Source organism: Streptomyces sp. ISL-100 (genome assembly GCF_018614615.1).
Classification (GTDB): Bacteria; Actinomycetota; Actinomycetes; order Streptomycetales; family Streptomycetaceae; genus Streptomyces.
The window spans coordinates 1-25,419 of record NZ_JAGGOK010000094.1 but is presented as its reverse complement, the minus strand read 5'-3'; the positions used below and the strand labels follow the sequence as shown (position 1 = coordinate 25,419).

Annotated in this window: 22 protein-coding genes, 2 tRNA genes and 2 pseudogenes; 5 read left to right on the top strand and 21 right to left on the bottom strand. The window is 70.0% G+C overall.

Going from position 1 to position 25,419, the window contains the following annotated elements; genetic code table 11:
* The first annotated feature begins 394 nt into the window (after positions 1 to 394).
* Positions 395 to 1,738: a hypothetical protein gene (locus J7E89_RS34630; protein ID WP_308315701.1), complete on the top strand. Its 1,344-nt coding sequence runs from the start codon at positions 395 to 397 to the stop codon at positions 1,736 to 1,738.
* On the top strand, positions 1,735 to 3,312 hold the full coding sequence (locus tag J7E89_RS34625; RefSeq protein ID WP_214979457.1) for an NADH-quinone oxidoreductase subunit NuoF family protein: 1,578 nt from the start codon (positions 1,735 to 1,737) through the stop codon (positions 3,310 to 3,312). Before J7E89_RS34630 ends, J7E89_RS34625 begins: the two co-directional genes overlap by 4 nt.
* A 57-nt stretch (positions 3,313 to 3,369) precedes the next feature.
* On the opposite strand, the gene J7E89_RS34620 is transcribed toward J7E89_RS34625, so the two are convergent.
* Positions 3,370 to 3,442, bottom strand: a tRNA-Ala gene (locus J7E89_RS34620).
* Between the two features lie 127 nt (positions 3,443 to 3,569).
* Between J7E89_RS34620 and J7E89_RS34615 the strand changes: the two genes are divergently transcribed.
* The gene (locus tag J7E89_RS34615; RefSeq protein WP_308315700.1) at positions 3,570 to 4,778 is read left to right on the top strand and encodes a glycosyltransferase 87 family protein; all 1,209 of its coding nucleotides are present in this window, start codon (positions 3,570 to 3,572) and stop codon (positions 4,776 to 4,778) included.
* Here J7E89_RS34615 and J7E89_RS34610 read toward each other — a convergent pair.
* Together J7E89_RS34610 and J7E89_RS34605 are read right to left on the bottom strand one after the other, a co-directional pair.
* Positions 4,747 to 4,980, bottom strand: a complete 234-nt coding sequence (locus J7E89_RS34610; RefSeq protein WP_028813478.1) for a hypothetical protein — start codon at positions 4,978 to 4,980, stop codon at positions 4,747 to 4,749. The two genes, J7E89_RS34615 and J7E89_RS34610, sit on opposite strands and share 32 nt — an antisense overlap.
* A gap of 173 nt (positions 4,981 to 5,153) precedes the next feature.
* Positions 5,154 to 6,229 (bottom strand): annotated as a pseudogene (locus tag J7E89_RS34605) (MFS transporter); the annotation flags it as partial.
* Between J7E89_RS34605 and J7E89_RS34600 the strand changes: the two are divergent.
* Positions 6,216 to 6,571, top strand: a pseudogene (locus tag J7E89_RS34600) (transcriptional regulator); the annotation flags it as partial. The pseudogenes J7E89_RS34605 and J7E89_RS34600 overlap by 14 nt on opposite strands.
* A gap of 80 nt (positions 6,572 to 6,651) precedes the next feature.
* Here the strand turns inward: J7E89_RS34600 and J7E89_RS34595 are convergent.
* The 6 genes from J7E89_RS34595 to J7E89_RS34570 form a co-directional block, all read right to left on the bottom strand.
* A tRNA-Ala gene (locus J7E89_RS34595) sits at positions 6,652 to 6,724 on the bottom strand.
* A 69-nt stretch (positions 6,725 to 6,793) separates the two neighbouring features.
* Positions 6,794 to 7,468 carry a histidine phosphatase family protein gene (locus J7E89_RS34590; protein WP_214979637.1) on the bottom strand — a complete coding sequence of 225 codons (675 nt, stop codon included), beginning with the start codon at positions 7,466 to 7,468 and terminating at the stop codon, positions 6,794 to 6,796.
* Positions 7,465 to 7,902 (bottom strand): ribosome silencing factor, encoded by a 438-nt coding sequence (gene rsfS / locus J7E89_RS34585; RefSeq protein ID WP_308315699.1) that lies wholly within the window; start codon positions 7,900 to 7,902, stop codon positions 7,465 to 7,467. The genes J7E89_RS34590 and rsfS overlap by 4 nt, the downstream gene beginning before the upstream one ends.
* Positions 7,903 to 7,970: 68 nt before the next feature.
* On the bottom strand, positions 7,971 to 9,632 hold the full coding sequence (locus J7E89_RS34580) for an LCP family protein (RefSeq protein WP_214979455.1): 1,662 nt from the start codon (positions 9,630 to 9,632) through the stop codon (positions 7,971 to 7,973).
* Positions 9,633 to 9,685: 53 nt separating this feature from the next.
* On the bottom strand, positions 9,686 to 10,300 hold the full coding sequence (gene nadD / locus J7E89_RS34575; RefSeq protein ID WP_214979453.1) for a nicotinate-nucleotide adenylyltransferase: 615 nt from the start codon (positions 10,298 to 10,300) through the stop codon (positions 9,686 to 9,688).
* Between the two features lie 38 nt (positions 10,301 to 10,338).
* The gene (locus J7E89_RS34570) at positions 10,339 to 10,506 is read right to left on the bottom strand and encodes a hypothetical protein (protein WP_214979451.1); all 168 of its coding nucleotides are present in this window, start codon (positions 10,504 to 10,506) and stop codon (positions 10,339 to 10,341) included.
* 219 nt (positions 10,507 to 10,725) lie between these two features.
* On the opposite strand from J7E89_RS34570, the gene J7E89_RS34565 reads away from it, so the two are divergent.
* Entirely contained in the window at positions 10,726 to 11,796 is a 1,071-nt protein-coding gene (locus tag J7E89_RS34565) for a M48 family metallopeptidase (protein WP_214979449.1), read from the top strand.
* Positions 11,797 to 11,850: 54 nt separating this feature from the next.
* Here J7E89_RS34565 and J7E89_RS34560 read toward each other — a convergent pair whose 3' ends face one another.
* The 12 genes from J7E89_RS34560 to J7E89_RS34505 all read right to left on the bottom strand — a co-directional run.
* On the bottom strand, positions 11,851 to 12,978 hold the full coding sequence (locus J7E89_RS34560; protein ID WP_214979447.1) for a hypothetical protein: 1,128 nt from the start codon (positions 12,976 to 12,978) through the stop codon (positions 11,851 to 11,853).
* Positions 12,979 to 13,203: 225 nt separating this feature from the next.
* A complete protein-coding gene (locus tag J7E89_RS34555; protein ID WP_214979445.1) occupies positions 13,204 to 13,830 on the bottom strand; it encodes a hypothetical protein in 627 nt (208 codons plus the stop codon).
* Positions 13,831 to 13,898: 68 nt separating this feature from the next.
* On the bottom strand, positions 13,899 to 15,209 hold the full coding sequence (locus J7E89_RS34550; RefSeq protein WP_214979443.1) for a glutamate-5-semialdehyde dehydrogenase: 1,311 nt from the start codon (positions 15,207 to 15,209) through the stop codon (positions 13,899 to 13,901).
* Positions 15,210 to 15,340: 131 nt separating this feature from the next.
* A complete protein-coding gene (locus J7E89_RS34545; RefSeq protein WP_214979441.1) occupies positions 15,341 to 15,826 on the bottom strand; it encodes a hypothetical protein in 486 nt (161 codons plus the stop codon).
* A gap of 136 nt (positions 15,827 to 15,962) precedes the next feature.
* Positions 15,963 to 17,090 (bottom strand): glutamate 5-kinase, encoded by a 1,128-nt coding sequence (proB, locus tag J7E89_RS34540; RefSeq protein ID WP_214979439.1) that lies wholly within the window; start codon positions 17,088 to 17,090, stop codon positions 15,963 to 15,965.
* Positions 17,091 to 17,278: 188 nt separating this feature from the next.
* Positions 17,279 to 18,529, bottom strand: coding sequence for a glycosyltransferase family 2 protein (locus J7E89_RS34535; protein ID WP_214979430.1), 1,251 nt, complete (start codon positions 18,527 to 18,529; stop codon positions 17,279 to 17,281).
* A gap of 163 nt (positions 18,530 to 18,692) precedes the next feature.
* Positions 18,693 to 20,816, bottom strand: a complete 2,124-nt coding sequence (locus J7E89_RS34530) for a hypothetical protein (protein ID WP_308315698.1) — start codon at positions 20,814 to 20,816, stop codon at positions 18,693 to 18,695.
* Between the two features lie 141 nt (positions 20,817 to 20,957).
* Positions 20,958 to 22,457, bottom strand: coding sequence for a bifunctional cytidylyltransferase/SDR family oxidoreductase (locus J7E89_RS34525; RefSeq protein ID WP_214979428.1), 1,500 nt, complete (start codon positions 22,455 to 22,457; stop codon positions 20,958 to 20,960).
* A gap of 338 nt (positions 22,458 to 22,795) precedes the next feature.
* Complete coding sequence (obgE, locus tag J7E89_RS34520; protein WP_214979427.1) at positions 22,796 to 24,229, bottom strand: GTPase ObgE; 1,434 nt, start codon at positions 24,227 to 24,229, stop codon at positions 22,796 to 22,798.
* A gap of 132 nt (positions 24,230 to 24,361) precedes the next feature.
* Positions 24,362 to 24,619 carry a 50S ribosomal protein L27 gene (gene rpmA, locus J7E89_RS34515; RefSeq protein ID WP_069928781.1) on the bottom strand — a complete coding sequence of 86 codons (258 nt, stop codon included), beginning with the start codon at positions 24,617 to 24,619 and terminating at the stop codon, positions 24,362 to 24,364.
* Between the two features lie 12 nt (positions 24,620 to 24,631).
* Positions 24,632 to 24,952: a 50S ribosomal protein L21 gene (rplU, locus tag J7E89_RS34510; protein WP_028813461.1), complete on the bottom strand. Its 321-nt coding sequence runs from the start codon at positions 24,950 to 24,952 to the stop codon at positions 24,632 to 24,634.
* A 246-nt stretch (positions 24,953 to 25,198) separates the two neighbouring features.
* On the bottom strand, positions 25,199 to 25,419 hold a 221-nt coding region (locus J7E89_RS34505; RefSeq protein WP_214979425.1), incomplete at its 5' end, for a CDP-glycerol glycerophosphotransferase family protein.

Genomic DNA, 25,419 nt, shown 5'->3' with positions numbered 1-25,419 from the left:
CTTTCATCCGTCGGGACTGATCAGCGCGGCTCGCTAAGCAGAAGGCGTACGGCACGCATGGCGTCAGGGTACCGCAGCGCCCGAGAGGGCCGCATCGCGTATCCGGACGGCGGACTCAGCCACGGCTCGACGCCACTCGGCGCCCCTTGACCTCAGGGTTACTCCGCGTATCGGCCCTATCCGGGGCAACGCCCGAGCAAGTTTTCCCACAATCACCGCGCTAAACCCTCAAACGGCGTACTGCCTGGTATGGGGCGACCTAGCATGCGGCAACGGGACCACTTTGCCGAACCATTCGGAGTCGCCCCCCATGAACCCTCGTCGAAAAATAAGTTCCTCCCCTGCTTTCCCCGCATTGAGCCGCCCCGTCCAAGGAGGCCTCACAGCCGCCGCGTTGATCCTCATACCGCTGTTCGCCGTCGTCGGCAGCGACAGTCTGCGCGCCGCGCTCGACTTCACGACCGGCGTCCTCTCACTGGTTTCCCTCACCGCAGCCGTCGCCTGGGGCCTCCTGGCAAGGGACAGGCTGCTGCTCCGGCCGCGCCAACGCCTCCTGGCCCAGGGCATCCACCGCGCCACCGCGGTCGCCTCCCTCGGCTTCCTGCTGCTGCACGTAACGGTCAAGGTCTCGCTGGGACATGTCGCGCTCCTGGGAGCCCTGGTCCCCTTCGGCCTCGGAGTCAGCGGTACGTCGGGCCTCATCGGATTCGGCTCGCTGGCTGGATTCCTCATGGTCGTCGCGGCCTCGACCGGCGCCCTGCGCAGCGCGTTCGCCACCCCGGGCCGCACAGCGGGCCGCTGGCGCTCGCTGCACATGGTCGCCTACCCGGCGTGGGGGTCGGCGCTGGTGCACGGCCTGTTCGCGGGCCGGCCCGCCGCGGGCTGGGTCGTCACGATGTACGCCCTGTCCCTCACGGCGGTCGTCGCCGCCCTCTCGCTGCGCCTGCTGCCTCCGCCCCTCAAGCGGACCATCGCGGACCGGGTGGTGGCTCTGGCCACGTCCGGCTCCCTGGCCCCGGCGCCCGAACCCGTGCCCCGCGACGCCGCCACCTCCCCACTGCCCGGCGGCGGGTTCGCCCCGCCGCAGGAGCCGCCGCGGCCGCAGCGCCAGCCCGAGCAGCTGTTCCGCGAGGAAACGCAGCCCCAGCCCCAGCGCCTCACGGCTCCGGCGCCGCCCCTGTACGAGGCCGGGCGCTCCGCCGAGGGCCTTCGCGGGGCGCCGGACACCGGCATATCGGCGGCGTACCGCGCCGTGTCGGCTTCGGCCGCGACGGCCGCCTCCGCTCCCACCGAACGGATCCCCCTGGCGGAGCAGATCCCCATGACGGAAGAGATCCCCGTGCAGGCGGCGCCTCCGTCGCCCCGCTGGCCCACCCCGTCACCCCCACCACCGGCCCAGGCCCTCCGCCCGCCCTACGACCCGGACCGCGCGGCGTACGGCCCGGGAGCCGTTCCCGCCCCGGACCTTCCCGGGTACGGCGCCAACCCGGAAACCGACGTGCCCTGGAACAGCCCGAACCCCGAAACCGACGTTCCCTGGAACAGCCCGAACGCCGAAACCAACGTTCCCTGGAACGGCCAGAACGCCGTCCCCGACGTTCCCGCGTACGCCCCGGACACGCCCACCGGACCGCTCCCCCACCCCCACCCCCTCGACAACACCGAGCCCGCGCCGGGTCCGCTCTACCGGCCCGCCGCCGGAGAGCCCTGGCACGCACCCGCAGGAGACCGACGTTGAACGTCCCCCTTCCCGACGTCCCCGAAGTACGCGTAGTCGGCCTTCCCCAGCTGACGACCGGCTTCGACCTGGTTGAGCGCCTCGACCTCGGCATGCACCTGAAGGTGCACGGCCCGCTGGAGCCGATGGGCGGGGAGCGCCTGGCCGAACTCGCCGACTACATCTCGCTCCGCGGCCGCGGCGGCGCCGGCTTCCCCTTCGGCAAGAAACTGCGGGCGGTCGCACAGGCCTCCATCCGGCGCGGGGTGCGCCCCGTAGTCGTCATCAACGGCAGCGAAGGGGAGCCCGCCTGCCGCAAGGACACCGTCCTGCTCAACCGTGCCCCGCACCTCGCGCTCGACGGCGCCCTGCTCGCGGCCGAGGCGCTCGGCGCCCGCACCCTGATCGTCGGCGTCACCCGCAATTCGACCGAGGCCTCCATACGGGCCGCTTTCGCCGAGCGCGGCCTGTCCGACCGGCGCGGACAGCAACTGCGCGCCCGGATCGTGCGTACCCCTGAGCGCATGGTTTCCGGCGAAGCGTCCTCGCTGATCCGCGCCGCGAACGGCGGCCCGGCGCTCCCGCCGGGACGCCGTGAGCGCGCAGCGGAGACAGGAGTGGGAGGCGCGCCGACGCTGCTGTCCAACACCGAGACCTTCGCGCAGCTCGCCGTGGCCGCCCGCATAGGCGCCCGCCGCTACGGCCACACCGGACTGGAGAAAGAGCCCGGCACGGTCATGCTCACCATCTCCGGCGCCGTCTCACGCCCCATGGTGGTCGAGGTACCGACCGGTGTCCCGCTGCGTTACGTCCTCCAGATGGCCGGCGCCCCGCCGCTGCCCCAGGGCGTGCTGACCGGCGGCTACCACGGCAACTGGATCGACGCGGTAGCCGCGCACGACGCCGTGATCTCCCGCGAGTCCCTCGCCTCGTTCGGCGGCGCGCTGGGCGCGGGTGCGATTCTCCCGATCGGCCCCGAGACCTGCCCGCTGGGCGAGTCGCTGCGCGTAGCGAACTGGCTGGCCGCGGAGACGGCGGGCCAGTGCGGCCCGTGCCGCCTGGGTCTGCCCGCCGCCGCCGGCGGCCTCTCCGACGTACTCAACGGAGGAGGTCAGGCCGCCCTGGAGGCACTGCGCGAGGTGACCCAGGCCGTGAAGGGCCGGGGCGCGTGCAAGCACCCCGACGGCTCGGTGCGCTTCTTCGTCTCCACGCTCAACGCCTTCACCGACGACCTGGCGGCACACGTCCTGGGCGGCGGCTGCGGCCGCGAGACGATGGGCGTGCTGCCGCTGCCCGGCCCCGGGTACGAGGAAGAGGGCATCCCGAGCGGCGAGAAGTTCGCGGTCGACTGGACGCTGTGCAAGGGCCACGGGCTGTGCGCGGACATCGTTCCCGAGCTGATCCGGCTCGGCCCCGACGGTTACCCGGCGCTCGCGGACGCATCGATTCCGGTGCACCTGCGGGGACGCGCGCAGCGTGCCGTACGCCGCTGCCCCGAGCTGGCGCTGCGCATCGAGCAGGAGGCCCCCGAGCGCCCGGCGCGGCCCGCGCTGCCGCCGGGCGGCCGAAAGGCCCTGGGGAGCGGCAGGGGCTGAGCCGCCCCTGAAACGAAAGGATCCCCCGGTCGAATCGACCGGGGGATCCTCATTCTGTGGAGCTAAGGAGAATTGAACTCCTGACCTCCTGCATGCCATGCAGGCGCTCTACCAACTGAGCTATAGCCCCGTGTGTTCCGCCGCTCTCCGGGTTTCCGCCGCGGCTCCGCCAACATTACACGGTCCCCCCGGCCCTCCACCAAATCGTTTGCCCGCACACCCGTTCCGTCCCCATACGCCCGGTACTGTCAGCCGGCGTGACCGTGACCGCGCAGACCGCCGCCGCCCGCCACACCCCCGCCCGGCGGCCGATAATCGTCGCCGCCTCGGTCTGCCTGATCTCCTTCGCGGCCTTCTGGGCCGCCCAGCGCGCCGCCGGCGTCTCGATGATCGACCTCATGGTCTACCGGGCCGAGGGCGAGACCGTACGAGCCGGCCAGGACCTCTACGCGATGCGCGCCACCCAGGCGAACCTGCCGACCACCTACCCGCCTTTCGCCGCCCTGCTGTTCACCCCGCTGACGCTTCTCGACGTACCCGAGATGCGCGCTCTCGCCACCGCCGGGAACCTCGTCCTCCTCGTCGCGTTCGTCCGCCTCTCGCTGCGTCTGGTGGGTCTCGAGAGCGCCACCGCCGTCCTGTTGACCGCCGCGCTCGCCGTCTGGTGCGAGCCGGTCTGGACGACGCTGCGGTACGGGCAGGTCAATCTGCTGCTCGCGGCAGCCGTGCTCTGGGACCTCACCCGCCGCGACGGCCACCGGTGGGCGGGCGCGGGCATCGGCCTCGCCGCTGCGGTGAAGCTCACACCGGCGCTCTTCGCGGTCTTCCTCCTGATCACCGGTCTGGTACGGGCACGGGGCGCCGTACGCCGGGTTCCGAACCCCTGGCTCCGGCAGGCCGGGACAGCGGCAGCGGTCTTCCTCGCGGCCACCGTGACGGCCGCGGCCGTCCTGCCGCACGACTCGCGCCGCTACTGGACGGGGATGGTCTTCCAGGCGGGCCGGGTGGGCCACGCCGAAGGCACCGCCAACCAGTCCCTGCGCGGCGTACTGGCCCGGCTGCTGCACACCGGCGATCCGGGCCCTTGGTGGGCCGTGGCCGCCGCCCTGGTGGCCGTGGCGGGCCTCGCCGCCGCGGTGGCGGCCGAGCTGCGCGGCGAGCGCGCCGGGGCAGTGGTCGCGTGCGCGCTGACCGCACTCCTCGTCAGCCCGGTGTCGTGGTCCCACCACTGGGTGTGGTGCGTGCCCGTGGTGCTGTTCCTGGGAACACGCGGCAGCACAGCGGCGGCGGCGGTGACGGCGGCGGTCTTCTGTTCGTACGCGCTGTGGTGGGTGCCACACGGCGCGGGACGGCTCGAACTCACCCAGAACGCCGCGCAGATGGCGCTGTCGGCGCTCTACCCGCTCACGGCCCTGGCCGCGCTGTTCACACTGCTCACGCTGTGGCGAACGAATAGAAGCGCTTGAGGGTGCAGTGTTCGTCGAGCAGCCGACCGTAGATCGGCTCCCCTTCGAGCTCGCGGTACGTCTCGATGGGGTCGCCTTTTATGATCAGCGCCCGGGCGCATTCCTCGCACCAGTACTGGTAGTCGGCGTTGACCGGTTCCATGTCCCTGACGATGGGCGTGCCACTGCCGCACCAGTCGCATTTCCGCCTGTGTGCGCCCATCACTCACTTCCAGCTGTGGCGGCAGGCCGTGCACACGTACGCGATACCTCCGTTGTCGCTGCCGGGCAGACCACGGACCGCGTCGAGGCTGCTCGCGGGCATCGCGCTCTCCCTCCCCATCAGGCCGTCGTCCCCCTCCGGCGGTCCGATTCTGCCATGGCTCCGCAAGAGGGTCAGTGGCGTGAGCGCAGGAGGCCCGCCACAGCGCCGAAGAGCGACGCGGCAGCCAGCGCAAGAGCGCATACCCACAGCACATCCCCGTACGCATACACCCCCGCCGCATTCAGCCGGTTCAGGAAGAGAGTGCCGAATGTCGAGACGCCGAGCAACTGTCCCAGCTGTGTGAGCGTGACGAGCAGCCCGCCGGCATCCGCCGCGTCCTCGGGCCGTACGGTCGCGAGCGCTCCCGTGAGCGTCGGGCTGAAGCCGAGCGCCATGCCCGCCCCCGCGCCCGCGAAGGCGGCGTACATCCATGGCCCTCCACTTCCACCGTTCCGCATCACCAGACCGACGGCGACACAGGACAGTGCGGCCAGTCCGAACCCGCGCGGAGGGCCGAATACCCGAGGCCGCCCTGGACGTACAGGGTCAGCACGAAGAGGAAGTCCGCGTTCACCGCCATCACCACGACGATCCGCAGGGCCGCGAGCCCCATGCCCGGGATCCGCAGCACCCCGGGCGCGATCAGCGGCGCACCGCCGCGCGCGGCCAGCCGTGACTCGTACGCCAGGGGCCCGCCAACAGCCCCCAGAGGCCGCCAAGGACAGCCAGGCCACCAGCGGCCAGCCCTCCTCCTGCCCGAGCACCAGTGGCACGGTGAACAGCGTCACAGCGGCGGCGAGCAGCACCAGCCCCGGCACGGCGAGGCCGCGCGCGCGTTCCGGCGCGCTGCGGCGGTCGCGCGGCAGCAGGCGCGCACCGAGGAACAACAGCACGACGCCCATCGGAACGTTCACCAGGAACACCGGGCGCCAGCTCGTGCCGAACAGGTCGGCGCTGACCAGCACCCCGCCCACCACCTGGCCGGCGGCGGCCCGGTGGCGAGCACGGCCGAGTACGCGCCGAGCGCCTTGACCCGCGCCGCGCCCGCGCCCTGGACCAGCCGGAAGGCGATCAACTGACCCGTGCCGGCGGCCAGTCCGCAGGCGAGCGAGGCCACGGTGAACAACGCGAGGCCGCCCAGGTAGGCGCGCCGGTGCCCGAGCAGGTCGCCGAGCCTGGCGCCGGTGACCGGCAACGCTCTGTGGGAGCTCTCACCGTGCCCGAGCCGGCCTGCCCGCTGGTCTTCCGGGAGGACGAACTGCCCAGGACGGTCGCGCAGTTGCGCAGCGCGTACGGACGGTTTGTGGCCGAGCCGGTCTGGGAGACGTTCATCCGCCGTCTCTCCACGGCCAGTCCGTACTTCGCCGGGCTGTGGGAAAGCGGTGATGTCGTCCTGCCAGGCCCGCATGTGAAGACCTTCCGGCACGAAGCGGTGGGTGAGATACGGATGACGTCTGTATCGCTGTCCATCAACGGAATGCCGGAATGCCGGATCGTCGCCTACACACCCGTCGACGAGGAGAGCCGGCAGCGGATCGAGTCCCTTTGACCGGTAGACCGGCACAGACGCGTACAACGAGAAATCCCGGCCCCTCCTGTGAGGAGGAACCGGGATCCTGATTGCGGTTGTGGAGCTAAGGAGAATTGAACTCCTGACCTCCTGCATGCCATGCAGGCGCTCTACCAACTGAGCTATAGCCCCGCTGTTCTCTGCGCTGTGCGCTGCGAACAAGAAGAACTTTAGCCTGCGACCTGGGATAAGTGAAATCCGTCAGTCGTCGTCGCCGAGCACCGGTTCCGGGAGCGTCCCGGCGTTGTGCTCCAGCAGCCGCCAGCCGCGGGCGCCTTCGCCCAGCACCGACCAGCAGCAGTTGGAGAGCCCGCCAAGGCCCTCCCAGTGGTACGACTCCAGACCCAGGAGCCGGCCGATGGTGGTGCGGATGGTGCCGCCGTGGCTGACGACGACGAGCGTGCCGTTGTCCGCCAGCTTGTCGGCGTGCGCGAGCACGACAGGGGCCGCCCGGTCGGCGACCTCGGTCTCCAGCTCGCCACCGCCGCGCCGCACCGGCTCGCCGCGCTTCCACGCCGCGTACTGCTCGCCGAACCGCCCGATGATCTCGTCGTGCGTCAGGCCCTGCCAGGCGCCCGCGTACGTCTCGCGCAGCGCGGCGTCGTGTGTCACGTCGAGGCCGGTCAGGGCCGACAGCTCGCCGGCCGTGGCCGACGCCCGCTTGAGGTCGGACGCGATCATCGCGTCCGGCTTCAGGGAGGCGAGCAGCCTGGCGGCCCGGCGCGCCTGGGCGACGCCGGTCTCGGTCAGCTCGATGTCGGTGCTGCCCTGGAAGCGGCGCTCCAGGTTCCACGCCGTCTGGCCGTGCCGCCACAGGACGATCTGGCGGCCCCGGTTCTTCTTGACGGTGCCGGCGGCGGTGTCGCTGCCGTTCAGCTCAGGTCTCCGTCCACATCACCGGCCGCACGCGACTTCGCGTGCTCCTCGGCCAGGCCGCGGGTCTTGACGGCGTCCTCGGGCAGGGAGATCTCGGGGCAGTCCTTCCACAGGCGCTCCAGAGCGTAGAAGACACGCTCCTCGCTGTGCTGGACGTGGACGACGATGTCGACGTAGTCGAGAAGCACCCAGCGGGCCTCGCGGTCGCCCTCGCGACGCACGGGCTTGACGCCGAGGTCCTTGTTCAGCCGCTCCTCGATCTCGTCGACGATCGACTTGACCTGGCGGTCGTTGGGCGCCGAAGCGACCAGGAAGGCGTCGGTGATGGACAGCACATCGCTGACGTCGTACGCGATGATGTCGTGCGCGAGCCGGTCTGCGGCCGCCTGAGCGGCGGCGTTGATGAGCTCGATGGAACGGTCAGTGGCGGTCACAAGCAGGCTTTCGTCGGCGGTCAGAGATACCCCCAGGGTCTCACGGACCGCCGACAGCCCCGACGGGATCACTTCACCTCGAAATCCTGGCCCAGTACGACCGTCACATCGGCGTTCGCGGCCGCCTTGCCCTTGCGCACCGCTTCCGCCGGCAGACCCAGCGTCTTGGCGACCTCCTGGGCCTCCGCCTTCTGCGCCGCGTCGCCGTAGCTGACCTGCGACGATGTGACCACAGCAGTGGCTTTGCCGGTGTCCACGAACGCGTATCCACCGGTAATCAGGGCAATCCTGGCGGTCTCGGTGGCGTCCGTGTTCCCGTGCGCGTTCTTGACGCCGACCCGCACGGCCGCACCCTGCTCCGGGCTGCTGGCCGAGCCGCCGAGGATGTCCTTCACCACACTGTCGGCGGCGGAATCGCTCAGCTTGCCGTCGGGCTGGACCGGCAGCTGCGCCGTCGTGTACTTGCCGCGCTTGGCGTGCTCGGCGAGCTTGGCGAGGGAGGCACCGAGGTCCTTCTCGCGCAGCGACGGGTCGAGGATCTGCGCCAGCGTGCGGACGGTGGTGGTCGCCGCCTGCGGGTCGTCCGAGATCTTCTTCAGTACGCCCTGCATGACCTGCCCGAACCGCTGGAGCTGCTTGGCCTCGGCCTCGCCCGGCGCCCGGTAGGTGGCGTACGCGACGGCCATCCGGCCACTCAGCGTCTGCTCCTTGCCCTGCCGCACCACGGGCGTCGCGCCCTTCTTGGTGTCGGGCACATCGGTGTCGGTGTCGATGTCGATGTTGCCGACCAGCTCGACGAGGTTTTCCAGGTACGGGGTGTCGAGCCGCCAGGTGCCGCTGATCTTCGTCCCGAGTACGGAACCGATCGCCTCGCGCGTGCCCGTCGAACCGTCGTCGTCGACGGACTTGGCGAGCGTGGTCGTGGTGCCGTCGTCGTTCGCGACGGAGAGCGAGTTGGGGAGCAGGACGGTGGTGCCCTGCCCCGTGGTGGTGTTGTCCACGAGCAGCGCGGTGGAGGTGGCCCCCTGCCGGGTGTGCAGGTGCACCGCGATCACATCGCGCTTCTCCGGGCCCGACGCGGCGGCCGGAGCGTCCTCCTTGCCCGCGATGCCGGGCAGCAGTCCCGCGTACCAGAGGTAGCCGACGCCGCCCGCGACGACGAGGGTCAGGACGACGACCAGGGAGACGACGCGGTTACGGCCGCGACGTCTGGCTTCCTCACGGCGCTCGGTGCGGCTCTCGGTGAACTTCAGCCAGTCGATGACGTCTTCGGAGTTCTCGTCCGGCTCCTCGACGAAGGAGAACTGCTCGGTCGCGTACCCGGGCTCGGGCCGGCGCTGCTCGGGAACGGGCACACGAGCGGACACGGGAGCGGGCTCGGGGTCCGGCTCCGGTTCGGGTTCCCGCTGAGGCGCGGGAGCGGCCTGCTGCGGGATCCACTGCTGCTGCTGAGCGGTGTCGACGTACCCGTACTGCTGCTGCTGTTGCTGTTGCTGCTGCTGCTGCTGGGCGTACGGGTCGTACAACGGCTGCTGCTGGGCGTACGGGTCGTAGCCGTACCCCTGCTGCTGTTGCGCGTCGTACTGCTGCTGCGGCGGCTGTTCCTGTGACTGATGCTGCGGCGCCTGCTGGTACACCGGCTGCCCGTACGCGTCGTAGCCGATGATCTCCGGCTGCTGGGCGTACGGATCCTGCGCGTACGGGTCGTACGGGTACTGTCGGTCGTTCACCGGTGCCCCTCTCCCTGCTTGTCTGTGCTCCCCGTACGGCCAGGCCGGCCCGCTCAGTCGCGGTACAGCGCGCGCTTGTCGATGTAGCGGACCACACCGTCCGGAACCAGGTACCAGACAGGCTCACCCGCCGCGACCCTCGCCCGGCAGTCGGTCGACGAGATCGCCAGGGCCGGCACCTCCACCAGGGAGACGCCTCCCTTGGGCAGCCCGTCGTCCGTCAGGTCGTGGCCGGGCCTGGTCACACCGATGAAGTGGGAGAGCGAGAACAGCTCCTCCGCGTCCCGCCACGTGAGGATCTGGGCGAGCGCGTCGGCGCCGGTGATGAAGAAGAGATCCGAGTCGCTGTTCAGCTCGCGAAGATCTCGCAATGTGTCGATGGTGTACGTCGGACCGCCACGGTCGATGTCGATCCGGCTCACCGAGAACTGCGGGTTGGACGCCGTCGCGATGACCGTCATCAGATAGCGGTCCTCGGCCGGGGACACGTGCTTGTGGCTCTTCTGCCACGGCTGCCCGGTCGGTACGAACACCACCTCGTCGAGGTGGAACTGGGCGGCCACCTCACTGGCGGCCACCAGGTGTCCGTGATGGATCGGATCGAACGTCCCGCCCATCACGCCGAGTCGGCGTTTGCCCGGTCCGCTCGGCCTTTGCTGCTCTCCCATGCGTGCAGAGCCTACTGGCCCTCTCTCGCGGCCCCGCCTCAGCGGTCGCGGTTGAAGCGCGTGGTGATCCACAGCAGCAGGAGGAGCGCGAAGAGCGCGCCGCCACCGGTGAGGTAGGGGTTGAGGGATTCGTGGTTCCCGCCGTGCTCGCCGCCGTCACCGGAGGCAAGGGTCACGAGGGAGACAGCGGTGCTGTGGAGGCTCATGTTCGGCAGGACCTATCGGGAGTCGGAGCGGGGCGGAGAAACTTCGGAGACTTCCCCGACATCGTATGCGGGCGGCACGGGCACGCTCACGCCGACTCAGACGTTTACGCATTGTCCGGCTCCAGGAACCGGCCGAGCGCGCCGCACGTGAGGACACACGAGCACATACGCTGAGGCAAGTCCGGGGGACGGGAAACACTCGTAGACAGGGGGCCACCCATGACCGACGGCAATCACGAGAACGTACCGAGCCGCAATCGCCGGCGCTTCCCGGACATCTCCTCCCGGGCATACGAACATCCGGCGGACCGCTCGGCCCTGGTGGCCCTGCGCAAGCTCACCGGCTTCGACACGGTGTTCAAGGCACTGAGCGGGCTGCTCCCCGAGCGCAGCCTGCGGCTGCTGTTCCTCTCCGACTCGGTCCGCGTGAGCGAGGCCCAGTTCGCGCATCTGCACGCGATGCTGCTGGACGCCTGTTACATCCTGGACCTGAAGAAGGTCCCTCCGATGTACGTCACGCAGGATCCGAAGCCCAATGCCATGTGCATCGGTCTGGACGAGCCGATCATCGTGGTCACCACGGGCCTCGTCGAGCTGCTCGACGAGGAGGAGATGCGGGCGGTCGTCGGCCACGAGGTGGGCCACGCGCTGTCCGGGCACTCCGTCTACCGGACGATCCTGCTCTTCCTCACCAACCTGGCGCTCAAGGTCGCCTGGATCCCGCTCGGCAACATCGCGATCATGGCGATCGTGACGGCGCTGCGCGAGTGGTTCCGCAAGTCGGAGCTCTCCGCCGACCGCGCCGGTCTGCTGGTCGGCCAGGACCTCCAGTCGTCGATGCGCGGCCTGATGAAGATCGCCGGAGGCAACCATCTGCACGAGATGAACGTGGACGCGTTCCTGGCGCAGGCCGACGAGTACGAAGCGGGCGGCGACCTGCGCGACTCCGTGCTGAAGATCCTCAACGTCCTGCCGCGCTCGCACCCGTTCACGACGGTACGGGCCGCCGAGCTGAAGAAGTGGGCGGAGAGCCGCGACTACCAGCGGATCATGGACGGCCACTACCCGAAGCGCGACGAGGACGGCGACACCTCCGTCACGGACTCCTTCCGCGAGTCCGCGTCGCACTACGCCGACACGGTACGCACGAGCAAGGACCCCCTGATGAAGCTCGTGGGCGACCTCGCGGGCGGCGCGGGCGACCTGGGCGGCAAGCTGCGGGACAAGTTCACCGGCGGCGGCAGCAACGGCAGCGACACGGCCAAGGGCCCGGGCCCCGACGCCCCGTAGCGCCTACCCCCGGACGCCCTACGGGCGTGTCCGCCTGAGCCACCGGCCCACGGGCTAGCCACCGGCCCCCGGGCTCGGCATCGCGCTCGGGGCGAGCGCGCCGCACAGCGCCGCCGTGGCCCGGCCTGTCGCGTACGGGTCGGTCCCGGCGGGTCCCTCGGCCGTGGCCCGCTGCCCGGCCAGAACCGGCCGCAGATGGCCCGCCGCGTCGGCGGAGCACGCCTGGGGTCCGGCCTGGACGTACGACACGAGCAGCTCCGCCCGGTGCATCCGCAGGTCGTCGCGGTCGAAGCCGAAGTGCAGCTCGCGGCGGACGGTGAACAGCGACGCGCCGCCGTCCGCCCGAGGGGCCCCGGCAGAGTCCCCGGTCGGGCGCAGCGCGTACACAAAGGTGTGGTCCGAGGTCACTTCGAGGCGGTGGGACTGCGTCTCCTCGACGCGCAGTACGCCCTGTACGCGCGCCTGCGGGCTCGCGAGCGTCACCTTCGCCGGGTCGAAGCGGACCAGCCATCCCGTGGCCGCGTGCCTGCCGTCGTCGGCCGGGGCGTCGAAGCTGCGGTCGAACTGGGTCAGCTGGTCGGGGTCGAGCAGGGTGCGCACCGGGCGGACCGTGGAGCCTTTCAGTACGTCCGGGTCGAGGGACGACTCGACGAGGTAGTCCTTCGCGATGGTCAGAGCGGCCATCACCTGCCCCTCCGAGAAGTGCGCGGTGCGCCGCGCGGACGGCAGCGTGATGCCCTCGGCGCCCGACCGGAACTGCGCGGCCGGACTGCGCTCGAAGAGCTCGGCGGGCTCTCCGCCCGGCACGGTGCCCTCCGGAGCCAGCGGTATGACCGTCGTCCGCAGCAGCCCCGCGCGCGTGGCTGCTGGTGGCTGATACGGGTGGCGTACGCCCATGTAGATCGCCGTGCCGAAGGCGATCGCCACGAGCAGGACGAGCACCAGGGCCTGCATGGGCCCCGCACTCCTGCGGCCCCCGCCGCCCCCGCTGCCCCGGCCCGTCCAGGCGGGCCGGCTGCGTACGGCCTTCTCGTGATCGTCCAGCCGCTCCTGTGCGGAGTACTCCTGGAGGCGGGCAGCCCGCACGAACGATTCGTCGAAGACGACGGACCGGTACTCGTCGTCGCTGCCACCCGGGAGGTCCTCGGGTGGACCTTCTGGCGGCTCTCCGCGGCCTACCATGACTTCTCCCGATCTCCGCCGCCCACGGAAGTCGATGCGCTACGCTCCGCTACAGCCGCGAGGCGTCGGGCAGGGCCTGTCCGTCATGAGTTCGCATGCGCGGACAAGTGAGAAGCCCCCCTGGGGGAGGGGTCACATCTTCAGGGTAGGTCGATGGCCACGAAGGTAAACGCCCTGGTGCGTGAGAACTTCCGCGGAGTTCTCACGCACCAGGGTGACTGCGTGTCAGGGCGTACTGCGCGGGACCGCGGAGGCGGCGGGCGCGGAGTACTCGGCGGAGGCCGAGGGGCCGCCCGGCCGCGAGTTGTCGCTCGTCGCGGGCACCGGAACCTGGTCCTCCCGGCCCCCGGAGGCCGCCCCCCGGTAGACCGCGGTGAAGGCGAGCGCCACCATCCCGATGCCCATCAGCAGGGCCAGGATCCAGGCCACGGGCCGGTGCCAGCGCGCATGCCCGCGGTACGGGCGCAGGGCGCCGCCGTGCCGCCCGTACGGGCCCGCACCGCCGTCGTACTCGCCGTCGTACTCGCCGTACTCGCCGTCGCCGTCCAGCGGCCCGTACGCGCCGTCGTGGCGGGGATCGCGGCCGCCGTACTCGGAGCCGTACCCCTCGTCGAAGAGATCGTCGTCCGGGGAGACCTTGCCGGCCCTCGCTCTGGTCGCCTCGGCATCGGCGCGCGCCTGGGCGGCCGACACCAGCCGCTCCACAGCGGTCGGTTCATGGACCTCGGCGGCCCGTACGAAGTCCTCGTCGAACACCACGGAGGCGAAGTCCTCGTCCGCGCCTCCGCGGTCGACAGGGTCCTCAGGGTCCCAGCCGTCCTGGAACGGCTTGCCCCCCACGTCGTCCGGCACTCGTTCAGCGTAGACCTGGACGCTCGTTTTGGGCAGAGAACGTGCGAACGATGCGTACGCCGAGTTCGCTAACGCGTGTGACCGTCGCCCGTCACGATGTACTTCGTCGAGGTCAGCTCGGGCAGACCCATCGGACCGCGCGCGTGCAGCTTCTGCGTCGAAATCCCGATCTCGGCGCCGAAACCGAACTGACCGCCGTCCGTGAAGCGTGTGGACGCGTTCACCGCGACCGTCGTCGAGTCCACCAGCTGCGTGAAGCGCCGGGCCGCGGCCTGCGACGTCGTGACGATCGCCTCGGTGTGCCCGGAGGTCCAGCGGCGGATGTGGGTGACGGCGCCGTCCAGCGAGTCGACGACGGCGGCGGCGATGTCGTACGACAGGTACTCGGTCTCCCAGTCCTCCTCCGTGGCCGCCACGGCCGACACCTTGGACCCCTCGGCGTACGGCAGCACCCGCTCGTCGCCGTGGACCGTGACGCCCGCCTCGGCGAGCGCGTCCAGGGCGCGCGGCAGGAAGGCTTCCGCGATGTCCTGGTGGACGAGGAGCGTCTCAGCGGCGTTGCAGACACTGGGCCGCTGCGCCTTGGAGTTGACGAGGATCTCGACGGCCATGTCGATGTCGGCCTCGGCGTCCACGTAGACGTGGCAGTTTCCGGTGCCCGTCTCGATGACGGGAACGGTGGACTCCTCGACGACCGTACGGATCAGGGACGCGCCGCCGCGCGGAATCAGGACGTCGACCAGACCCCGGGCGCGCATCAGCTCCCGTACCGAATCGCGGGACTCCCCCGGCACGAGCTGCACGGCGTCGGCGGGCAGGCCGGCCCCGGCGATCGCGTCGCGCACGACGCCGACAAGCGCGGTGTTGGAGGCGTACGCCGACGACGAGCCGCGCAGCAGCACCGCGTTGCCGGACTTGAGGCACAGCGCGGCGGCGTCGACGGTCACGTTGGGCCGGGCCTCGTAGATGATCCCGACGACGCCGAGCGGCACGCGGATCTGCCGCAGGTCGATGCCGTTGGGCAGGGTGGAGCCGCGTACGACCTCGCCGACCGGGTCGGGCAGCGCGGCCACGTCCCGCACATCGGATGCGATGGCGGCGACCCGCTCGGGGGTCAGCGTCAGCCGGTCGATGACCGTCTCGCTCGTGCCGGCGGCACGCGCCTTGGCGACGTCCTGGGCGTTGGCCTCGACGATCTCATCCGTACGGGCCACCAGCGCGTCGGCGACGGCCAGCAGCGCGGCGTCCTTGGCGGAGCGCGGAAGTGGCGCGATCGCGTCGGCGGCGGTGCGGGCCCGCCGGGCAGTCAGCGTGACCGGGGACCCGGCCGCGGTCGTGTCGGCGGGAGTCGCGGCGGCGAGAGGAGAGTGCGAGGTCATACCCGCAGGGTAATGCGCTCCCTGGGGGCATCCACCGGGTATCCCGCTCCGCGAGACAGCCCGTCCACGGCGCCCGCCACGTCAGCCCCCGCCCGCCCCGTCAGCCCCGTCCGCCCCAGTGATCACAGCAGTCAGTACGGATGTACGCCCACCGGGGCCGCGGGCGGCGGACCGTACCCCTCGGCGATCCGCTGGTGGTAGGTGTCCCGGTCGATGACCTCCAGGCCCACGATCTCCCACGGCGGCAGCTTCGACGTCGACCGGTGCTCCCCCCACAGCCGCAGCGCGACCGCCGCCGCGTCGTGCAGGTCACGCGCCTCTTCCCAGTAGCGGATCTCCGCGTGATCGTTGGCGTATCTGCTGGTCAGCAGGAAGGGATGGTCGTGGGCGAGCTGTTCGAGGCCGCGCCTGACCTCCTGCAGCGGAGCCTCGGCGCCCGAGACGCTGAGGGTGATGTGCCAGAGCCTCGACGCCTCCCGCGTGCCGTGGACCTCCCGGCCGGGAGCCGGCCCCTGGCCGGGCTCCGTGGCGTCGCCGAAGTCTGCTCCCGCCCCGACACTGGTCAGGGCTCGCTCGGCCGTCCCTCGGGGCAGCGCCCCCGGACGCGCTCGTCTCACCGGCGGCCTCCTGTAATGCGTTGCTGTGCTGTACCCCGCGCTGCCGTGTCCCCCGCAACAAAGTTGACCAGTCCCGGGCCCGGCGCGTGACGGTTTTCACGAAGGTCTCTGTCACGAGACCGGTCTTTCAGCCGTTTCAGGGGTTGAGAACAACCAGATCGTCCCTGTGTACGACCTCACGCTCGTACGCGGGCCCCAGCTCCTTCGCGAGGTCACGGGTGGAGCGGCCGAGCAGCTGCGGGATTTCCTTGGCGTCGTAGTTGACGAGCCCGCGGGCGACGGCCACACCCGCCATGTCCCGCAGCTCCACCGGGTCGCCGGCGCTGAACTCGCCCTCGACCCCGGCGATCCCGGCCGGCAGCAGCGACGTACGCCGCTCCACCACGGCCCGTACCGCCCCGTCGTCGAGCGTGAGGGAGCCCTGCGGCGTGGAGGCGTGCGCCAGCCACAGCAGCCGGTCGGCGCTGCGGCGGCCGGTGCTGTGGAAGTGGGTGCCCGTTTCGCGCCCCGCGAAGGCGTCGGCGGCGTGGCTGGCGGAGGTGAGGACGACGGGGATGCCGGCGGCCGCGGCGATACGGGCGGCCTCGACCTTGGTCACCATGCCGCCGGTGCCGACACCGGCCTTGCCCGCGCTGCCGATGGAGACGTGCGCGATGTCCTCGGGGGCGCGCACCTCGGCGATGCGTGTGGTGCCGGGGAGGCTGGGGTCGCCGTCGTACAGCCCGTCCACGTCCGACAGGAGCACCAGCAGGTCGGCCCGTACGAGATGGGCTACGAGGGCGGCGAGCCGGTCGTTGTCGCCGAAGCGGATCTCGTCCGTGGCGACGGTGTCGTTCTCGTTGACGACCGGGACCGCGCCCATGGCGAGGAGCTGGTCCAGGGTCCGGTAGGCGTTGCGGTAGTGGGCGCGGCGGCTGGTGTCGTCGGTGGTCAGCAGCACCTGGCCGACGCGCACGCCGTAGCGCGCGAAGGAGGCGGTGTAGCGGGCGACGAGCAGGCCCTGGCCGACGCTGGCGGCCGCCTGCTGCCTGGCGAGGTCCTTGGGCCGGCGGGCGAGGCCAAGGGGCGCGAGCCCGGCGGCGATGGCGCCGCTCGACACGAGCACGATCTCCTTCTCACCGCCGCTGCGCGTCTTGGCCAGTACGTCGACGAGGGCGTCCACCCGGTCGGCGTCGAGGCCCCCCGACGCCGTGGTCAGTGAGGAGGAGCCGACCTTGACGACGATCCTGCGAGCCTCTGCGACGCTCTGCCTTGCCCCTGACACGTACAGTCCCCACTCTTGCTCGCCCGGTTCTCCCCGCAATTCTCCTCGCAATGTACGTGAGCTGTTGCGGACGCCGCCTCCGCATTCCGCCCGCTGGACGGCTGACGCCCCCTCAGCGGCGAGCCGTACACCTCGTCGGTGGAGATGTGCAGAGCGGCACCCGGCCTTCCGGCCGGGTGCCGCCTCTGTCAGGAACGGACCGCGCCGCCCGCCACCGCGCCGCGCGCCATCCTGCGCAACTTGCGCACGACGCGCCGCGCGAAGGAGGGCTTGGGTCTCGAACCCCTGGGTGCGGTCACCCGCACCCCTGCGACCCACTCCGCGACCGTGACCGCGAACATCTCGTCGGGTACGCCCGCCTTCTTGTCCCCGAAGTGCGGGTACGCGAGGTACGGCCGGCCCGACGAGCCCTTGCGGATCACCTCGGGCACTTCCTTCGCGTCGAGGAACTTCAGGTGGTCCTCCAGGAGATCCGCCCGCCCCTCGGCGACGTAATGCATCCGCAGCCGCTCGGGCACCTTCAGCCTGCGGGCCACACCCGGCGTCCAGTACTTGTCCGTCAGCGGCTGCGCCAGCTCGATCTTGTTCTGGCGCGTGCCGGGCTTCGCCTTCAGCCAGCGGTGGTCGAACTGCGGCAGCAGCGTGATCACGAAGGGACGGATCATCAGCTCGTCGCGCTTCTCGCCGGGCGGGAAGAACTGGGCGATCAGGTCCATCAGGGCCGTCGCCGATTCGAAGCGCATCGCGTAACTGCCGCTCTGCGTGATGTGCTTGCCGTCGTCGCGGCGCACGATGTACAGGCAGACGTAGTCGGCGATGATGGAAACCCCGGCACTCCGCACATATGCCTCAAGGGTGAAACGCGCGTCCTCGCCTGTATACAGCTGCTGATCGAAGCGCATCCTGTGCTTCTCCAACAGCTCACGCCTGAAGAGCTTCTCCGCGCTGAGCGTGAACTTGATGTTGGACGAGAAGAGGTCCGTACGCTCGAGGGTGCGGCCGAACATGGACTTGGGCGCACCGCGTCCAATGCCCTCGATCTTGCCCAGCACGACGTCCGTGCCGTTGCGGTCGGCCATCGAGACCATCCGCTCCAGCGCCTCGTCACCGAGGTAGTCGTCGGCGTCGAGAAAGAAGACATAGCGGCCGCGCGCCATGTCGAGCCCTACGTTGCGGGGCTTGCTGGGACCACCGGAATTCTCCTGGTGGACCACGCGCGTAGGTACCTTGGTCCTGGCTGCGAACTCGTCGAGATACTCTCCGGTCCCGTCGGTCGAGCCGTCGTTGACGGCCACGATCTCAATGCGGTCTGCGCCCAGCGTCTGAGCTTCGACCGACTCCAAGCAGGGGATCAAGTACGGCATCGCCTCATAAGCCCCGATGATCACTGTCACATCGGGAATACCGGCTACGTCCACACCCGTCTCATTCTCGTTCATCGACATCCAAGACACTCGGCACATCGGTGGGGTTGTTCACCATCGTTACTTTTCCACGTGACGCTCACCACACCGCGCACCAACGGCCCGGCAGAACGTCTCGAAAGACGCCCTACCGAGCCGGTTTTGGACCTTTGTCCGGGAATCGACCAGGTGTCGGAGGTCAGCCCGCCACGGTCGAGTCGAGCCCGGTCGACTCCGGAGCCGAGTCACTCGGGTCCGCCGCGGTGACGGCGACCTCGACGCCGCTGCGCTGCGCCACCCCGTGGTTGCGGGCCTCGGACTTGGCCGCCAGGGCCCGTACGGCGTCGTTGAACTGCACGATGGACGCGGGCTCGTCGGGACCCAGAAGGTATGCCTTCAGCTCGCGCCGCGCCTGGGCCAGCGCGTCGGCGCTCTCGCCGCCCGTGATGGCGGCGAGCAGCTCGTCGAGCTGCTCCGCGCCGTTGTTGAGGATCACGGCGGCGCGTACGGCGGTGTTCTGCTGCTTGAACTCCTCGACGCCCAGCTCGGCGGAGTCCGTCACAGCGTACGGCTTGCCGCTCGCGATGAAGTCCGACACCACGCTGGAGATGTCGGAGACCATGCCGTCCGACTCGTTGAAGCAGTCGTACAGGCGCGGCTCCGCGCCGGTGATGACCCGGTGCTCCCACCAACCGAACGAGCGCCAGTACGCGGCGTTCCACTCGTCCCTGAGCTTCGCCAGCTCGGCCTCGCGCGCCGGATCGGGCAGCGCGTCACGCGAGATCTCAGCCTCGTCCTTGCCGTTCTTGGCGCCACCCTTGCCCTTGGCGCCCAACTCGCCGAGGCGCGCCTCGATGCGGGCCAGCTCGGCCTTCGCCGCGGCCTGCTCCGCCTGGAGCGCGGTGGCGTCCTGCGCCCAACGGGGGTCGATGGCGCGCTCGGCGGCCGCCGACTCCACCATGGCGGTGATACGGGCGTGCACGGCCTTTGCCTTGGGGCTGCGCGTCCCGGTGAAGGGGTGGGGCTTGTAGAGCACCCGGACCGGCTTCTCGGCCTCCAGCAGGCGCCTGACGATGTTCTCGCCGGCCAACAGGATCGAGGTGTTGCCCGGGTTGTCGTCCCAGCCCTCCCACGTGGGGGCGTAGAGGACGGTGGGGACCGGATTCTTCGGCGTACCGCTCCAGGTCTGGATCGGGGCCAACTGCGGGCGTCCCACCTCGACGATGTCCTCGTCGCGGACGCCGACGTCGGCGAGGGCGTAGCGGTCGCGGCCGGCCCGGCCGGCGCTCCACACCTCGTCGTACACCTTGCTGAACGGGTTGATGCTCGCGACCTTGTCGCTGTCGCCGTGGCCGATGAAGACGTGCTTCATGGTGGGAATGCGCAACATGTGGATGTTCTTGCCGACGTTGGCGGCGTAGAGCGCGACCCGCACCGTGGACAGGTCCATGTTCATCAGGTGCGTGGCGCTCGGAACGCAGATCACCGGCACCGAGGTCGGGCCGAGCTGCGGCACGATGTGGCGCTCGCGCAGGACGATCAGCGGCCTGCCGTCGAGCTGCTTCATCGTTTCCAGCCACATGTTGACCTGGTACGCCGACTCACGGGAGCCGGAGAAGTACAGGACCGTGGTCGGGCGGTAGTCGCGCAGCCACTCGTCGATGCCCTCCAGGACCGTCTCCGTCGTCGGGACGCGGCGGCCGCGCCGCACGTACGGCATCAGCACCACGACGTAGGTGACGGCCAGTGCCACGGTGAGCGCGAGGCCCACGTAACCGAAGGCGTTCTCACCGGACTTGACGGCGATCAGCACGCCCGCGACCGCGAAGACGTCGAGGTGCAGCATCTTCTCGGCGGACCGGTTCAGCAGCCGCCTGGGCGGGGCCGCCGGGATGCGCAGCTTGCCGAGGTCGATGTTGCGGGTCACCACCGGCATCTTGCGGCGCAGGCGGATCAGCGTGACGAGCGCGCCGTGCGGCGCCTGGAGCGCGTAGAACAGCAGCAGAGAGGCGATCGTCACGTAGAAGATCGTCTGCTCGGCCAGCTGCATACGGGCCAGCAGCAGGATCAGCAGCAGCTGGCGCACCAGGAAGCGGATCGAGAGACCGGCCCGGACCTTGCCGAGGCGATTGATCAAGTAGCTGCCGCGCTGGTGCAGATGCTGATCCGCGAGGTACGTCGCGGCGACTGCGGCCGCGAAGAACCAGAGGCTGGGGATCAGTGCGGCCAGCATCATGCACGGATACCCCAGTGCGATGACGGCGGCGGCGGCCAGTTCGGACCCGCTGCCCACGCGGGCCAGGCGGATGGCGGTCGAAATCACGAAGAACCTGCTCCAGAGGGGTGCCGGTTATTTACGGTGCAAAGGGAAACCAATATGTGAAGCCCAGCTCCACGAAGTCGGGCCTCTGTATATCGCTGTTTGGCGACTACAGAGGCCCGAATCTTGGATTGTCAAGCAGTATTACACATCTTCCTGACGGTCCAGAACGGCGGCAAGAGCCTGCTCGAAGCCCGACGCCTCGGACGCGCCACGGGTCGGGTCCACCTGCCGTACGTCGATGACGTGACCGGTGAGCTCCGAGAGCAGCACGTCCAGCGACGTACGCGCCACGGCCTCGGAGGACAGCAGCGAGCCCGCGGGCTCGTCACCGAACGCCTTGGTGCGCATCGGCGTCGCCGTGCGCTCCGGGTTCACGCAGTTCACGCGCACGCCGTCGCCCGCCCACTCGTCCGCGAGGGCCTGGGTGAGGTTCACCATGGCGGCCTTCGTGGAGGAGTAGAGGCTGTACTCGGCGCGGCCGCGGGTGTAGCTGCTGGAGGTGTAGAGCAGCAACTGGCCCTTGGTCTCGGCGAGGTACTTGTGCGAGGCGCGGGCGATCTGCACGGGAGCCAGGTAGTTGACGTTCAGCGCTTCCTGGATGGTCGTGTTGTCCGTCTCGGCCAGCTTGCCGATGCGCAGGACGCCCGCCGTGTTGATCACGTAGTCGATACGGCCGGTCTCCGCGTACGCCTTCGACAGGGCGTCGTCGACGTGCTCGGGGTTCTCGACATGCGTACCGGTGGTGGAGCGGCCCAGCGCGTACACCTTGGCGCCGTAACTCTCGGCGAGGGTCGCGATGTCCGCGCCGATGCCGTACGAACCACCGAAGACGACCAGGGTCTTGCCGGCCAGCAGCTCGCGGTACGCGGCCTCGTCGGCCTGCTGCGGGGCGGCGGTGGAGGCGAGCTGGAACAGCTTGTCGGCGATGAAGACGTCGACCGGCTGCGTCACCTTCATGTTGTACTCGTCACCCGCGACGACGTAGATCGGCACGTCGGGCAGGTACTTGAGCACGACCGAGCAGTCGTCGGTGGCCTGGAAGTTGGGGTCACCGGCGGCGACTTCGTACGCCTTGCGGATGGTGCTCAGCTTGAAGGCCTGCGGGGTCTGGCCGCGGCGCAGCCGGGACCGGTCCGGGACCTCGGTGATGAACTCGCCGTCGCCGCCGTGCGTACGCGTCACGATGATCGTGTCCGCGGACGGGATGGCCACGTCGACCGCCTCGTAGCGGTCGAGCGCGTCGACGCAGTCCTGGATCACGCGCTGTGACAGGAGGGGCCGCACGGCGTCGTGGAAGAGGACATTGCGGTCCTCGCCCTCGGCGAGACCTTCACCGAGCGCGGAGATGGCGCGCTCGGTGGTCTCGTTGCGCGTCGTACCGCCCTCGATGACCTTGGTGATCTTGGTGAGGCCGGCCTTGGCGACGATCTTCTCGACGTCGGGCACGTAGCCCGGCGCCATCAGAACGATGATGTCGTCGATGCCTTCCGCCTGCTCGAAGATCGACAGCGTGTGCTCGATGACCGCCTTGCCTGCGATCTTCAGCAGCTGCTTGGGGATCGACAGACCCACACGCTGACCGGTACCACCGGCGAGCACGACTGCTGTGGTTCGGGGCTTGGCTATGGGCTGCACAGACACAGACGACCTACCTTGCGGGGGCTGGGAGACAACGCGATGGTCGCACTCTCCGTGACCGTCTCGCAAGGCGGACGTCCTTCTGCCGACACCTGTACGAAACCCGGAGTACGCCGGCGACGCGTGCGCGGCGCTTTCCCCTACCCCGTCCCTTGCCGCTGAGCGCGCGCGTATCCAGCCCGTCCGGCGTTTGAGGACCGGGGTCCGGAGCGGAGCCCCTCACGCGGCGGAGCCGCAAAGTGTCACAGCGGGAAGGGGCGGGTGGGGGAACAGCGCCGCAGGCACCCGGGGTGAGTGATGCCACAGGTGACATCACTCGCCCGCCGGGCCCCGCGCAAGCCCTAGAAAGGCTTGAACTCGTCGTACTCGCGCTGCGAGTCGTCGCGCTCCGCCTCGCGGTCCCGCCGCCGCGTAGCCGCCGGCCGCGGGACGTCCAGGCGGTGGTCCTCACCACGGCGGCCAAGCATCTCGGCCCCCGCCATCACCGTCGGCTCCCAGTCGAAGACAACCGCGTTGTCCTCCGCACCGATCGCCACCGCGTCACCCGCACGCGCACCCGCCTTCATCAGCTTGTCCTCGACGCCGAGGCGCGCGAGACGGTCCGCGAGGTAGCCAACGGCCTCGTCGTTGCTGAAGTCGGTCTGGCGCACCCAGCGCTCCGGCTTCTCGCCGCGCACGTGGTAGACGCCGTCTTCCTCGGTGATCGTGAAGCCTGCGTCGTCGACGGCCTTCGGACGGATGACGACCCGGGTCGACTCCTCCTTCGGCTTCGCCGCGCGCGCCTTGGAGACGACCTCGGCCAGCGCGAAGGAAAGCTCCTTGAGGCCGATGTGCGCGACCGCCGACACCTCGTAGACGCTGTAACCACGCGCCTCCAGGTCCGGGCGGATCATCTCCGCGAGTTCCTTGCCGTCCGGGATGTCGATCTTGTTGAGGAGCACCACACGCGGCCGGTCGCCCAGACCGCCGTACTGCGCCAGCTCCTCCTCGATGACGTCGAGGTCGGTCAGCGGGTCACGGTCGGACTCAAGAGTCGCCGTGTCCAGTACGTGCACGAGCACCGAGCAGCGCTCGACGTGCCGCAGGAACTCCAGGCCCAGGCCACGACCCTGGCTCGCCCCCGGGATCAGCCCGGGAACGTCCGCGATCGTGTAGACGGTCGAACCCGCCGTGACGACACCGAGGTTCGGTACGAGCGTCGTGAACGGGTAGTCCGCGATCTTCGGCTTGGCCGCGCTCAGCACCGAGATCAGCGAGGACTTGCCGGCGCTCGGGTAGCCGACCAGCGCCACGTCGGCGACGGTCTTGAGCTCCAGGACGATGTCGCCGCCCTTGCCCGGCTCACCGAGCAGCGCGAAACCGGGCGCCTTGCGGCGGGCCGAGGCCAGCGCCGCGTTGCCGAGGCCGCCGCGGCCGCCCTCACCGGCGACGTACGTGGTGCCGTGGCCGACCATGTCGGCCAGGACGTTGCCGTCCTTGTCCAGTACGACCGTGCCGTCGGGAACGGGCAGGATCAGGTCCTGGCCGTCCTTGCCGGAGCGGTTGTCACCCGCGCCGGGCTGGCCGTTGGTGGCCTTGCGGTGGGGGCTGTGGTGATAGTCCAGCAGGGTGGTCACGGACTGGTCGACGACGAGGGTGACGTCGCCGCCTCGCCCGCCGTTGCCGCCGTCCGGGCCGCCGAGCGGCTTGAACTTCTCACGGTGTACGGAGGCGCAGCCGTGGCCTCCGTTACCCGCGGCGACATGCAGTTCGACGCGGTCCACGAAGGTGGTCATGGGTGGGTCCTCCAGTACATACGGAAATGTCTACATACGTAACACGCCAAGGGCGGCCGCGCTTCCCCGTTACCCGGGAAAGTGCGTCCGCCCTCGGAAAGTGCTGTGCGTACCGCTCGACGATGGCCGAAATTACTCGGCGATCGGAACGATGTTCACAACCTTGCGGCCACGGTGCGTGCCGAACTCCACCGCACCGGCGGCGAGTGCGAACAGCGTGTCGTCGCCGCCACGGCCGACGCCCGAGCCCGGGTGGAAGTGGGTGCCGCGCTGGCGGACCAGGATCTCACCGGCGTTGACGGCCTGACCGCCGAAGCGCTTCACGCCGAGCCGCTGGGCATTGGAATCGCGACCGTTCCGAGTGGACGATGCGCCCTTCTTGTGTGCCATGTCTCAGTCCCTTTACTTCGCAGCCGTGGGGATACCGGTGACCTTGATCGCCGTGTACTGCTGGCGGTGACCCTGGCGACGGCGGTAGCCGGTCTTGTTCTTGTACCGAAGGATGTCGATCTTGGCACCCTTGTGGTGGTCCACGACCTCGGCGGTGACCTTGATGCCGGCCAGGACCCACGGGTCGCTGGTGACGGAGTCGCCGTCGACCACGAGCAGGGTCGAGAGCTCGACCGTGTCGCCAACCTTGGCCGTGGGAATCTTGTCAACCTCAACGATGTCGTCGACAGCAACCTTGTGCTGGCGACCACCGCTGCGCACGATGGCGTACACGCTGATCTCTCTTTCGCTCGGGACGGGGACCCCTGATGCCAGCCGCTCGCACGGGCCGGGGCCCGCGACGAATCCGAATGGACGAGCGGCCTCTAACAGCACACCGAAGGAGTGCCGGAAGGGAGGTGCTCAGGAGATGGCGTGCACAAAAACACGCCGACGGTCAAGAGTACGGGCCCCCGCAGGGAGGGTCAAACCGGGGTCCGCGCGTCACTCTCACGGTCACTCCCGCGGTCGCTCCCCCACTCACTCCCCCGCCGCGATCTCCAGCATCCGGTCCACGACACGCTCGGCGGCGCGCCCGTCCGAAGGCTCGCAGAAGTCCTCCACGAACCGCTCGTACTTCTCCTTGTACTCAGCCGACACCGAGTCGATGTTCCTGATCGCGTCGATCAGGTCCGGCGACGTCTTGATCAGCGGCCCCGGCGCCCGCTCGGTGAAGTCGAATTGAAGTGCTCTCCCGGCTG